This is a genomic window from Solibacillus sp. FSL K6-1554 (assembly GCF_038005185.1).
In the GTDB taxonomy this organism is placed as follows: Bacteria; Bacillota; Bacilli; order Bacillales_A; family Planococcaceae; genus Solibacillus; species Solibacillus silvestris.
Genome location: NZ_JBBOSS010000001.1, coordinates 220,839 through 232,500, shown reverse-complemented (window position 1 = coordinate 232,500; position 11,662 = coordinate 220,839). Strand labels below are relative to the sequence as shown.

The following is an 11,662-nucleotide window of genomic DNA, read 5'->3' as shown; positions in this document are numbered from 1 at the left end:
AGGGTACCGGAGAAGCACTTTCAGCAAAATATTTGGCAGATTATTTAGAAAATAAATACTCACAACTTTATAATCTGTAGTTTTTTAGCAAGCCTTTTCTTACAAAGGTTTGCTTTTTTTATATAAAAACACTCGCTACATTAAAAATGCAGCGAGTAATTACAGACTTATGAAAATATTTTTTGCAACAGTTGATAACCTAAACCTTTAAATGCAATATCTAAAGCTGCAGCAATTACAATCGCTGCAACAACTCCTATATACAACATCTTTTTCCCTTTCATAAATGCCTCCTGATTCTTCCCTTATAATGAGTCCCTGTTCTTTATATTGCTCCACTCCAGCTATCTATGGTTCTTCTTCATCTACGCATAAACTTTAGGACAATACATTGATTTTACCATAGGATTTGTATATTTCCCCTCCTCCTCAAAACTATTAATAATCTAAGTAAAACAAAGGAAAAGACGTCTTCCCGGTAGTAGGAAGACGCCAAATTTTTTATTTTAATTTTTCTATAAAATGCTTTAATAAACGTGCAGTTAAACCCCATATTGTGTAGTTTCCGTATTCATAAAACCACTCTTCCATCCGGCTTGAGCGCCACTTGTAATTTTCGCCATTCGCAATTTTATCGTACGGGAAATCAATCGGAGGCTTCGGTTCAACCGGAACATAATGCACATACGGTTCATGTGTCAACAGCCAGTCTAACGGGACAGTAAACAGTTCTTCTACTTCATCCTTATTAAACGTATTCAGTTCCGACTGTTCGATGATACCGATGAACGGATAGACAACAAAAGCTGGTGATATAACAAACGGACTGAGATTACCTATTAGTTCAATTGACTGTTGATCAATTCCGAGCTCTTCATGTGTTTCTCGAAGCGCTGCAGCGAGCGGCGATTCATCTGTCTCGTCGATTTTCCCGCCCGGAAAGCTAATATCGCCAGGTTGTTTGCGCATCGTAAAAGCACGCACCTCAAACAAAATATGCCACGCGCCCTGTTTTTTCACAAGCGGGATAAGCACGGCCGATCGGAATGCAGTCTCTTCCCCTAAAAACAAAGGCTGCGGTTTTGCAAGCTGTCCTTTCAGATGATTTAAATCCATAACATTCTCCACCTTACTAAATAGTTATCTTTATCGTACCATGACCGACTTCTATGGTGAAATGGAAATGTGGAAGTAACACCTCTCACCCCTTTACTGCATACGATACTACAACACTATTAAAGAAAAGGATGACCAAATGAAATGGCTTAGAATTGCCCTTTTCGTTGGGCTTTTATTGTTGTTGGTCGGCTGTGGTCAGAAGGATTTGCAGGAAGTAAAAGTTGGTGAAGTAACCCGTTCCATTTTCTACGCACCTCTTTATGCAGCGATTGAAGAAGGATTTTTTGAGGATGAAGGTTTATCGATCCAACTATCCACTATACCTGGTGGAGATAAAACGATGACCGCGCTTTTATCGGACGGGATTGATATTGCGTTAATTGGAGCTGAAACATCGGTTTATGTATCTGGGCAAAATCCGAACGATAAAGTAATTAACTTTGCACAACTTACGCAAACAGATGGAACATTTTTAGTCGCACGTGACCAGAATGTCGACTTTAGCTGGGATGCTTTAAAAGACAGCACATTTTTAGGTCAGCGTGTTGGAGGTATGCCGCAAATGGCCGGCGAATTTGTATTGAAAAAACAAGGGATCGACCCGCACAATGATTTAACATTGATTCAAAATATTGATTTTGCCAATATTGCGAATGCCTTAGCGTGAGGGTACAAGAAACACTACAATTAATAAAGCATCTTCAACGAAAGCTGATCTTTAAAACTCTTTATAATGAACCTTTGATGAATAAAGCTTGGGGGTTTTTCTTTTTTTAAAAAGGTGTTGAATTAGGTGTTCTTATAAGACATTTTTTATGTAAAAAAATGACTAATATTATCGATTCAAGACGAATACACTTTAACACCCCATAACATCGGAGTGATTTATTATGAAGGATGTATGTCATCCTCAATCGTTGGGTGAAATTGATATTGGTGGAGTAAAGTATCTGCACAAACCAGATGATAAATTTGATTATTTAAAGGATATTTCAGAAAACGAAGTAAAAATACATTTGAAGTTTACCAAAGATCAAGAAAAAAGAAATGCTGCTAAAAATGGATTAAAAACCTTTTTCTTAGAGATATTATAATTATCTTCCTTTTTAAAGGCTAATGAACGGGTGTGTGAAAATGAAACGAGTTTGGTGTCTTTTTCGAGTATCTAAGAAACAACAAGTAAGTACAGATGATGATATACCGATGCAAAAAAATTCTTGTCATGAATTCGTTAAAAGCAAAACTAATTGGATAATAACAAATGAGTTATACGAAAAAGGAGTATCCGGTTGGAAAAAAACAGTTAACGAACGAGATGAAATGGCAATCCTAAAAGAAGGCGCATTAAATAAAGAATTTGACGTATTATTGGTCTTTATGTTCGATCGTTTAGGTCGAAGAGAAGATGAAACACCAGTAATGGTAAACTTTTTAGTTCAGAACGATATCGAGGTCTGGTCTGTAAAAGAAGGCCAAAGAAAAATTGAATCTCATACTGATAAGCTTCTAAATTATATAAGCTTTTGGCTATCCGATGGTGAAAGTCAAAAAACTTCAATTAGGGTAAAAGAAGCAAAAAAACAACTTAGTGAACAAGGATATTTTCAAGGTGGCTCCCCCCCAATTGGATATAAAATTGTGGAAACAGCTGAGCAACATTGGAAAAATAAAGAACGTCGAGTAAAAGAATTAGTGCCAGATGAAGATGAATCAGAAATGATTAAGTTGATTTATAAGTTATATGTAAACAAACATATGGGTTATAGAAAAATTGCGGACTACTTAAATGAAAATGGATATCGTAATAGAGATGGTAAAGTTTTTATAGTGAGTACCCTCCAGAGAATATTATCAAATTCAATTTATATTGGATTAAAGCGGTATAAAAATGCTGTAGGTGGAACACAGCCATATAATGAAAAGTTAAGAATTATTCCAGACGAGTTATTTAATCAAGCTGAGCAAATAAGAAATACTAGGAGTAGTAATATTAATGAGCAGGACAAATCCGCAATACCAAGAGCAGGGAAATTAATGTTTTCAGGGATGGCATATTGCAAATATTGCGGTTCAAAGCTTACCTCTAATTATCTCTATAGGAATTCAAAATATAATAACAAAGACGGATTCTATAAAAACACCATTTACCGATATAAATGTCCTTTAAACAAAGGTAAGCTATATTGTGATCACCAGCAAAATATCTGGGGCGGGAAAAAATTTGATACACTCATTATTAATAAGATAAAATTTATCTTATCACAATTTGAATTAAAATCCTTTCTTGATATAAGTAAAAATACGAAAGCTGATCTGCTAAAGATAAAGGAACGGAATGTCCATACCTTAGAGAAAGAGTATTTAGCTTTAACAAAGCAACAAGAAAAATTAAACCTTGAAATTGGGAAAACTTTAATCGGGGAAAGTTCTTTTACTACTGAACAGTTATCCGCAGCTATTAATGTAATAGAAAAACAAACAGAGGAAAAGTTATCACAATTAAATTCTTTGAAAGAAGAATTAGAAAGAGAGAGGGAGAACTATTCGGATGTAAATTATCTGGCAAACGAATTAGATAACTGGGAGCAAAAGTTTAATGATGCAGATGATGATCTAAAAAAAGCAATGCTCTCAAGAATAATTGATAAGGTTTATTTAGGGAAAAATGAAATAGAAATCGAACTAAATATATGGTTATCAGATTACTTTGAAGGGAAATTTGATTAAGTGATATTATATATGGCAAAATTAACACAATTTAACTGTCTATTTAAGTAAGATTCCTTTCTAGTTGGTATAAAGCGATTTCTTAATACCTTTATAACATAATATACCCCTCATTAATGAACTCCCCTCTTTTAGGGAGTTCATTTTTAATAGCTGTCTGCTCAAAGATAATTGCTATAGACAACTATAGACAATTGTAAGAAGTCATTCTTCCTAATAAACTGGCACAAACGTTTACATTTCTCTTATGCCTTTAAATAAAGGATGAATATTTAGTTATTAACCTGTACAGTTACAACTTGAATTGAATTTAACCACCAATTATCCAAATAATATCCGATGCTACATTAATGAAATGTAAAATTTTATCCATAAATCCTCTCACCTCAACATCTGAGTTATTTTTAACTAATTGAAATTAGTACCATTCTATTATAAAATGGTATAATATTGTAATTATATAAACATTTTTATATTTTAGGAGATTGATGTATGTTTGGTGAAACATTAAAAAAAATTCGAAAAAGTAAAAATTATTCTCAACAAACTATAGCAGCAGGGTATTTTACACAAGCATCTTATTCTCATTTTGAAAAAAATAAATCAGATATAAATGCCACAAACTTTGTATTTTTAATAGAACAACTTCAATTAAGTTTGGATGAGTTACTTTATATCCATAATGACTATAATCTAACACCTTCGGAACAACTTATCGAATTATTTTATAAAACTCCCTACAATAAAAAGGAGGATTTAGAAGTTTTATTATATAAAATAGAAACATTTCTAACAAAAAATCCTCATCATATATACATTATTGAATTAAAAACTATTTGTGAAGCGTTACTTCTGCTATCAAATGATGAAAATATTCAAGGTGCTCGAGAAAAAGTACTACACATCTGGGAGCGTATTTCTAGATATGATCAGTATTATTTAGCAGATATTAGAATATTAAATGCCATATTATTTTTGTTTGATTTTGAGACTGTGACATTTATAACAAAAAGTTTGCTTCAGCAACTTAGCAAGTACAATCATTTTGGAGAAGCTTTACGCTTACAAAGCTCGATTACTTTGAATTATTCTTTAATTTGTATTCGCAACAATAAATTCCAACAAGCGATGCAGTATTTAGAACCTTTACTTATGGAAAAACAAAAAACTTTAACTTATATATCGCTCGCAATAGGTTTCAACCGTATTGCTATTTGTCTTACATACCAGAATCAAAAGATTGTTGCTGAATATTTAAAAAAGAGAGATCTATTACTATTGGCTTATGATGACGAATTACTTAAGGAGCGTTTGGAAGGTGAATATAATACATATCGATTTAATCCTAATTAAATTTTTATTAATTCAAACGGAAGTAAGCTCAAAATTACTATAGTGAAAGTTATGTATAATAATGAGAATACACAAATCGATACCTTAAACCCCGTGCTAAATTTCGTTTCTTAGAGGCTAACAAGATTTTAATGACATTTAACTTTAAATGAGCAATATAATTAGTCATAAATATACCCCCAAAAATTAGATTTTTCATTCTAACCTTTGGGGGTCATTTTAGCAAAAGATATCAACTTATACTTACTCCTTTTAACACAGGTACAGTTCATAATTCCTCATCTTTTATTTTACTGATATTAGGTATCGTGCAAGAGTCCCCATTACATCCAGTAGGGAATAAAAGTCGTCTATCCGCAATCCAGTCATATAATTTTTGGCCAAAACCGAATAAAATAGAAAAGTTAATAAATAGAATTAAAAACCATAGAGCAGGGATATTTTTACATATTCTGTTAATGGCATGTATTCCATCCTCAATGTAATTGTTCTTGGTAATGGAATGTATTCGCTTTTCTAATTTATCTATTTCAATATGATATTTATTTACAATACTTTCTTCTCTAAAAGATTTAAATTCAATTCTCTTAAACCAATCTAATTGTTTAAACCTATTAATACTTTTAATACAAAATGGACACCAACCATCATATAGCACTATAGTTTTTCTCATATTTTTCACCTTTCATCTTAGAAACTTGTTATTGTTGAAAGTAAAGAAAGTACTAGCATTGAAGTAACAACACTAAAGATGAGAATTCTTTCTCTTCTCAAAATAAAACTAATACTGGCTACAACAAAAATTGATTTATAAAGTAAATCTAAAATATGATTATCATTCAATAAAAAGGAGAATATCATTAACAATAATCCGAGTGAAAATAGCCCCTTTCTATAATCAGCTAATCTCCCGAGGACTCCTTGTTGCTTTACTATCCACAAACCAAAAAGGTTCGAAACACTAGGCGTCGTATCCACCTCTCCTTTAAATTGTAGGTAGACAGGTTGTAAATATGGGGCAGTTCCGTTCAAAGCCTGTACTCCCCAAAGAAATATCTCTCCGTTGATTATAAGAGGGTTCATAAGAATAATACCGCTGTCTTTTTCATTTAAAGTAGGTGTTAATTCTAGTTCAGTATCCTTAGAAAAAACTATTCTTTGTCCTTCTGTCTTCCCAAAATAATCATTCCAATTTAGCGTTCTTATACTACTGTCAAGAAACCTGAGTTTTTGTTTTTTTTGTATATACGCCATACTGGTATCAACAGGTGTCCAACCACTTTCTTCATCATAGTACTCATTCCATGCATGGCCATTCATTTTTCCATAAGCCCAACTTCCCATTATGGTTCGCGTTGGAATTCCAACTGCTCTACAAAGCGAAGTAAACAAAAATGAAAATTCACCACAATCACCTTTTTTACTAGAAATAAATGAAAGTACGCCTCTTTCTGTAGGAGGATATATATATTTAAAATTATTAACAATATACAGAAATATTTCTTTCGCCATCTCTTTATTAGTTGTTTTACTTTTTATAATCTTCATAGCAAGAGATTTAACTTCCTCATTGATAGGAGATAGTATAGTACTCCTTAAATAATATTCTTCTTCAACTTTCGATAACTCTTGTTTTTGGGGAATATAAAAACCAGTTGTATATTCTAACGTAATACCTTGTCCCCTTTTCAAATTAAAATATGCAAGTGTTTCACCAGTTTGTATTTTAGTTTTATGATTTGGATTCCTATATTTATGCGTAAAATTTACATCATCAGGAATTATCATCCAAAGTCCAACTTCATCGGATATTTGATTTGTATAAGAATACTTTACTAGAAATTTATTCACTTTTTCACCTCTATTAACTTTTGGCTAGGTGATTAACTTCACCTTCATAAACTTTTACTTCTTCCTCTACTATACCTGACTTATTTTTCTTTAAGAAACGACTTTTAACATAGTTACCTAGTATTTTATAATCTTTATCAGTAATCAGGAGTGAGTCTAATATAATCATGATAAATGAAAAAGTTAGGAGACCCATAGCAAATGCAATTCCTATGTGCATTGGGACTAAAATTAAAAGCATTAAATATTTTGTATACTTATTAAATAACATGAAAGGAAATGCTAATTGAACTAAAAGCGTTACATATGTTGATATAACAACCAATGTATCACTAGAAATGATTAAATCTGTTAGCCATGGTAAATTAAAATCTTTAACTTGTAATATATTATAAATAGCTGTACCATTTTGCCAAGTTTCACCCATTACCTTGTATAATGCAGAATTTAAATAAAGAATACTTAATTGGGCTATTATAGCTAATAGTGCCATATTATGGATTGAACAAAGATAAAAATTCTGTTTATCAGTTTCTTTATATTTTTGGCTGTCTAGTGAAAAATATGCATTGGTTTTCATAAAAATCATATAGAATAAGACAATAATCATAATATTAGATCCACCATCAAGGATTAAACCATTCTCTTGTTGCAAGGAGAATACAAAAATATAATTTAAAATGCTTACATATACTGTTTTATACCCTACAGCGAAGAGGAATGCCAGTATTATACCTAAATGGTATATTATATCAAAGTATAGTGTAGAATCAATAAACTGGTAAATGGAAAAATTCATATATTCATTTAAGTTAGGAGTTTTACTAATTCCATCACTTCCCCATAAAAAGTGACGTTGGGAATAATTAATACTATAGTTATAAAGAATAACTAAACCAATTCCAATCCTTAAAATACTCGATCCAATTAGTCCCTTCTTGACAGTTAATTGTTCAATTAATTTAGATAACATCTTCTTCACCACTTTTTATTTTTTTTACAGGAACCCAATCGTGTTCACTATATTTAATTTCATTTTCGTAATCTGGATTATTCCTTTGAGAAAACGGTATTGATTCTTCCTTAATAACTCGAATTCTAATATCACTAATCTTACTTGATTCAAAATATTGCTCTGCATAATGAAGTCCTAACTTATATAGTATGTATACACCATCCTTTTGATAATCGGATAATCGTTGGCTCACTTCGTCTATTTCAATGTTTTTAGTAGCAATCTTTTCTGTCAATGGATCTATATGAACAGATTGTAAGTAAGCACTTTGACCAAGTCTGACTATAGTGTTGACAGGTGAAAATCTATTTTTATGATTTGCCTCTAATAGAGGAGTAGTAAAATCAATCCATTTTGATTCTTGTCCTTCAGTATCTTTAATTTGCACATTTACATATATAGATTGTGATAACGGATTAGGAGCAAAGAGTTGCCAATTTTGTGTAAATAATGGATTCATATACGACTGTATTTGATGATTATATTTAGATGCCAGAGGGTTAAACGGTAATACATAGAGTGCTGTCATGCTAAAGTGGAAAACAAAAATTACAGTAATTAATAAAAAGAAGGCAATTTTTTTCTTCATAAACTATCTCCTATTCATAAACAAAAAGCTGTTTATTAACAAAGTTTCGCTAATAAACAACTCTTTCAGATTATTTTTTACTTATCAAAAATTTCTTCAATATTCTCATAAGAAGACATTTCTAGAGATAAGCTTCCAGCCACTTTATCATAAGCATCTGAACCGGCTTTACCTGCAAATCCAGCGCCAAATGCAGCTGCTCCCCATTTTGCAGCTTTAGTAACACCACCAACTACCCTTGCAGCATTAGCAATAGCTACATATGCTGGCAAAAATTGAGGTTCTACTACAGTATCTTCTATAGCCTTTAATTCTTTTGCTTCAATTGGTGTTCCTGTTGAAGCAAAAGCAGAAGCAGTAGAAATTGAAGTAAACATCAGAAAAGCAACAAATGTAATTCCAATTTTCTTTTTCATTATAATCCCCCTCTCTATTAGTATTCATTGTAATAGAATGTATATTTATTCCTTACTTTTCCATTGTATAAATATATAGTTAATTTAGTTATATATATAAATATATTTATATATGTATTAGATTGTCGACAAAATGGATCGATACTTGGTCTACCGAAAGATGAAGATAAGTTTTCAACTAATGAAATGAAAAATCAATGGCTGCACCTAATTTACCAACGAGGTGACTTACAAAGAAAAGCTGTTCAATAGTCCCCATTTCTAATTGAGTCTGTTTTAAACAAAGTTACTAGTTAAACCCATTGATACCCATTCCGGGGGACGCGCTTGGTGGGTAAGTGTCAATTCTCTTAGTAGCTTCGCTCCAGCGATGTATCGGCAGTCTCGCTATACCCACTGAAGTTGCCCCTCCAATCAACTCATTTTATTCTCTAATACGTTTATTTAATCAAAGAGGTGTAGGACATATGATGACTAAATACCAAATGAATGAAAGGAATTAGGCAAGCTCAAATTTTAGCTATTGTAAATAATAGTGTTTTTTGTAACTGGTAGCCTTTGCTTCAGGTACAGGTGATTATGTACAACTTTTCGAACCGACTGCAAGCATTTTTGAACAGCAAGGCATCGGAAAAATCGTCGCTTCATTCGGCGAAGAGCTTGGCGCCATTCCATATACGGTATTTATGGCGAAAGAAAGTACATTCTCGGAAAAAGAAATGATGGATAGCTTTACGAAAGCTCTTTATAAAGCACAAAAATGGGTGTACGAAGCATCAAGCGCTGATGTGGCAAAAGCGATTGCCCCTTACTTTGAAGATACAGACCAAAAAATTATTGAGCAGGTTGTGACGCGTTACCGTGATCAGCAATCTTATGCAAAAGATCCGATTATCGATGAAGACGAATTCCAAAATCTACTTGATGTAATGACCGAAGCAGGCGTACTGGAGTTTGAGCCAGCTTACAAAGATTTAGTAAACCGGTCATTTGCCGATGCGGTTGTGAAGTAAATGACTTATTTGGAAGTAAAACAGGTTACCCATCATTTCTTTAAAGAACAGCAAGTGGCAACAGCTCTTGAAGATGTGAATTTCACAGTTGCTTCAGGAGAATTCGTTTCCTTTTTAGGCCCGAGCGGCTGCGGGAAATCCACACTGCTCTCTTTGCTCGCAGGCTTATTGAAACCGACGACCGGTTCGATTAATTTTGCTGAGCCCGATGTTGAAATCGGCTATATGCTTCAACAGGATTTCTTGTTCCCATGGAAAACAATTGAGGATAATGTCGCACTCGGTCTGACACTGCAAAAAAGGAAAAACCGTGAAATCATTGACGAACTGCTCGAACAATTTGAATTGGCCCATACGAAAAAACTTTACCCAACGCAGCTTTCCGGGGGTATGCGCCAACGTATCGCCCTTGCCCGAACACTTGCCGTAAAACCAACATTACTTTTACTTGATGAACCGTTTTCTGCGCTCGATTTTCGTTCCAAACTGTCCCTTGAAAACTTTGTATCGAATACATTGAAGCAATTTTCAACGACGACCATTTTGGTGACGCATGATATTAGCGAAGCCATTGCGATGAGTGATAAGGTATTTATCTTTAGCCCTCGTCCGGGATCGATTGTGAAAAGCTTCATCATCCCACAGGAAATTCGCGAACTGACACCATTCGAAGCAAGAAATGCCCCTGCTTTCCAAGTACTATTCCAGGAAATATGGAAGGAGCTTGATTCGGATGAATATTGAACAGTTGCAGCAGCAATATAACGAAAAGCGGCGCCGTGAAAAACGAAAAATTTTCTCTTTCCAACTAATGCTCCTTGTCGGTCTTCTTCTATTTTGGGAAATTACGACCCATTTCCGTATATTGGACCCGCTGATTTTCAGCAGCCCACGCGCAGTGGGAAGCCTGTTTATTACAAAAATAACGGATGGCAGTTTATTCCCTCATATTGCGATTACGATGTTTGAAACCGTTGTCGGCTTTATATTAGGAACCCTTTTTGGAACATTGCTTGCAATCTCGCTATGGTCCTCCAAAACATTTGCCAATGTGATGGACCCCTATCTTGTCGTATTGAATGCAATGCCTAAAGTCGCAATTGGACCGATGATTCTCGTGGTTTTCGGACCGAATATGCTCGCAGTTCTCGTAATGGGTGTGCTCATTTCGGTTATTATTTCGACCATCGTTATTTTTTCCGCATTTCAGCAAGTAAACGAAAACTATATTAAAGTCATGCAGCTTTTCAGGGCATCCAAATATGAAACATTCCGGCATGTTATTCTTCCTGCCTCTACCCCGACGATTATTTCTACTTTAAAGGTAAACGTCGGCTTATCATGGGTTGGGGTTATTGTCGGGGAATTTTTAGTATCATCAAGCGGCCTCGGTTATCTGATTATTTCCGGGTTCCAAGTATTTAACTTTACGTTAGTATTCTTGGCGCTTCTCATCATTATTGTATTGGCAACGATTATGTATAAAGGCGTTGAACTGATTGAACGAAAGGTATTGGAAAAGCAGTGATTAGTGAGTTGAAAAAGTCGCCAGGGCAAATTGAAAAACATCCATTTTTCC

General features: G+C 33.6%; 13 protein-coding genes and 1 pseudogene (1 of these 14 running past the window's edge). 8 read left to right on the top strand and 6 right to left on the bottom strand.

Features of this window, described 5'->3' with window-relative positions; all coding sequences use genetic code 11:
- A protein-coding gene (locus tag MHB58_RS01145) for a carboxypeptidase M32 (protein WP_014824989.1) crosses the window boundary here: on the top strand, positions 1–80 show its 3' end. The gene continues 1,408 nt to the left of window position 1, outside the view; only the last 80 of its 1,488 coding nucleotides appear in the window; the start codon falls outside the window, past its left edge; it ends in the stop codon at positions 78–80.
- A gap of 421 nt (positions 81–501) precedes the next feature.
- Here MHB58_RS01145 and MHB58_RS01140 read toward each other — a convergent pair whose 3' ends face one another.
- Positions 502–1,116 carry an NUDIX hydrolase gene (locus MHB58_RS01140; protein ID WP_014824990.1) on the bottom strand — a complete coding sequence of 205 codons (615 nt, stop codon included), beginning with the start codon at positions 1,114–1,116 and terminating at the stop codon, positions 502–504.
- 139 nt (positions 1,117–1,255) lie between these two features.
- On the opposite strand from MHB58_RS01140, the pseudogene MHB58_RS01135 reads away from it, so the two are divergent.
- The 4 genes and pseudogenes from MHB58_RS01135 to MHB58_RS01120 all read left to right on the top strand — a co-directional run.
- A pseudogene (locus MHB58_RS01135) lies at positions 1,256–1,783 on the top strand (ABC transporter substrate-binding protein); the annotation flags it as partial.
- Between the two features lie 226 nt (positions 1,784–2,009).
- Complete coding sequence (locus tag MHB58_RS01130; protein ID WP_014824992.1) at positions 2,010–2,213, top strand: hypothetical protein; 204 nt, start codon at positions 2,010–2,012, stop codon at positions 2,211–2,213.
- 40 nt (positions 2,214–2,253) lie between these two features.
- Positions 2,254–3,846, top strand: a complete 1,593-nt coding sequence (locus tag MHB58_RS01125; protein WP_014824993.1) for a recombinase family protein — start codon at positions 2,254–2,256, stop codon at positions 3,844–3,846.
- 492 nt (positions 3,847–4,338) lie between these two features.
- Positions 4,339–5,199, top strand: coding sequence for a helix-turn-helix domain-containing protein (locus MHB58_RS01120; RefSeq protein ID WP_014824994.1), 861 nt, complete (start codon positions 4,339–4,341; stop codon positions 5,197–5,199).
- A gap of 268 nt (positions 5,200–5,467) precedes the next feature.
- Here MHB58_RS01120 and MHB58_RS01115 read toward each other — a convergent pair whose 3' ends face one another.
- The 5 genes from MHB58_RS01115 to MHB58_RS01095 all read right to left on the bottom strand — a co-directional run bounded on the left by MHB58_RS01115 (position 5,468) and on the right by MHB58_RS01095 (position 9,070).
- Positions 5,468–5,872 (bottom strand): thiol-disulfide oxidoreductase DCC family protein, encoded by a 405-nt coding sequence (locus tag MHB58_RS01115; RefSeq protein ID WP_340734524.1) that lies wholly within the window; start codon positions 5,870–5,872, stop codon positions 5,468–5,470.
- 17 nt (positions 5,873–5,889) lie between these two features.
- Positions 5,890–7,050 carry a transglutaminase-like domain-containing protein gene (locus tag MHB58_RS01110; protein WP_014824996.1) on the bottom strand — a complete coding sequence of 387 codons (1,161 nt, stop codon included), beginning with the start codon at positions 7,048–7,050 and terminating at the stop codon, positions 5,890–5,892.
- Positions 7,051–7,063: 13 nt separating this feature from the next.
- Positions 7,064–8,023: an HTTM domain-containing protein gene (locus MHB58_RS01105; protein ID WP_014824997.1), complete on the bottom strand. Its 960-nt coding sequence runs from the start codon at positions 8,021–8,023 to the stop codon at positions 7,064–7,066.
- The gene (locus MHB58_RS01100; RefSeq protein ID WP_014824998.1) at positions 8,013–8,654 is read right to left on the bottom strand and encodes a DUF5819 family protein; all 642 of its coding nucleotides are present in this window, start codon (positions 8,652–8,654) and stop codon (positions 8,013–8,015) included. The genes MHB58_RS01105 and MHB58_RS01100 overlap by 11 nt, the downstream gene beginning before the upstream one ends.
- Positions 8,655–8,731: 77 nt before the next feature.
- Positions 8,732–9,070 (bottom strand): hypothetical protein, encoded by a 339-nt coding sequence (locus tag MHB58_RS01095; RefSeq protein WP_014824999.1) that lies wholly within the window; start codon positions 9,068–9,070, stop codon positions 8,732–8,734.
- 686 nt (positions 9,071–9,756) lie between these two features.
- Between MHB58_RS01095 and MHB58_RS01090 the strand changes: the two genes are divergently transcribed.
- Genes MHB58_RS01090 through MHB58_RS01080 form a run of 3 tightly spaced genes read left to right on the top strand, consistent with a single transcriptional unit; the run spans position 9,757 to position 11,611 of the window.
- Positions 9,757–10,083 carry a hypothetical protein gene (locus tag MHB58_RS01090; protein ID WP_193765393.1) on the top strand — a complete coding sequence of 109 codons (327 nt, stop codon included), beginning with the start codon at positions 9,757–9,759 and terminating at the stop codon, positions 10,081–10,083.
- Positions 10,084–10,827 (top strand): ABC transporter ATP-binding protein, encoded by a 744-nt coding sequence (locus tag MHB58_RS01085; protein WP_008407538.1) that lies wholly within the window; start codon positions 10,084–10,086, stop codon positions 10,825–10,827.
- The gene (locus MHB58_RS01080) at positions 10,817–11,611 is read left to right on the top strand and encodes an ABC transporter permease (RefSeq protein ID WP_008407537.1); all 795 of its coding nucleotides are present in this window, start codon (positions 10,817–10,819) and stop codon (positions 11,609–11,611) included. The genes MHB58_RS01085 and MHB58_RS01080 overlap by 11 nt, the downstream gene beginning before the upstream one ends.
- The last annotated feature ends 51 nt before the right edge of the window (positions 11,612–11,662 follow it).

Bases quoted from the DNA above. Each gene is read 5' to 3' on its own strand.
- MHB58_RS01140 (WP_014824990.1), bottom strand. From the start codon at position 1,116: ATGGATTTAAATCATCTGAAAGGACAGCTTGCAAAACCGCAGCCTTTG.
- MHB58_RS01130 (WP_014824992.1), top strand. From the start codon at position 2,010: ATGAAGGATGTATGTCATCCTCAATCGTTGGGTGAAATTGATATTGGT.
- MHB58_RS01125 (WP_014824993.1), top strand. From the start codon at position 2,254: ATGAAACGAGTTTGGTGTCTTTTTCGAGTATCTAAGAAACAACAAGTA.
- MHB58_RS01120 (WP_014824994.1), top strand. From the start codon at position 4,339: ATGTTTGGTGAAACATTAAAAAAAATTCGAAAAAGTAAAAATTATTCT.
- MHB58_RS01115 (WP_340734524.1), bottom strand. From the start codon at position 5,872: ATGAGAAAAACTATAGTGCTATATGATGGTTGGTGTCCATTTTGTATT.
- MHB58_RS01105 (WP_014824997.1), bottom strand. From the start codon at position 8,023: ATGTTATCTAAATTAATTGAACAATTAACTGTCAAGAAGGGACTAATT.
- MHB58_RS01100 (WP_014824998.1), bottom strand. From the start codon at position 8,654: ATGAAGAAAAAAATTGCCTTCTTTTTATTAATTACTGTAATTTTTGTT.
- MHB58_RS01095 (WP_014824999.1), bottom strand. From the start codon at position 9,070: ATGAAAAAGAAAATTGGAATTACATTTGTTGCTTTTCTGATGTTTACT.
- MHB58_RS01090 (WP_193765393.1), top strand. From the start codon at position 9,757: ATGGCGAAAGAAAGTACATTCTCGGAAAAAGAAATGATGGATAGCTTT.
- MHB58_RS01085 (WP_008407538.1), top strand. From the start codon at position 10,084: ATGACTTATTTGGAAGTAAAACAGGTTACCCATCATTTCTTTAAAGAA.
- MHB58_RS01080 (WP_008407537.1), top strand. From the start codon at position 10,817: ATGAATATTGAACAGTTGCAGCAGCAATATAACGAAAAGCGGCGCCGT.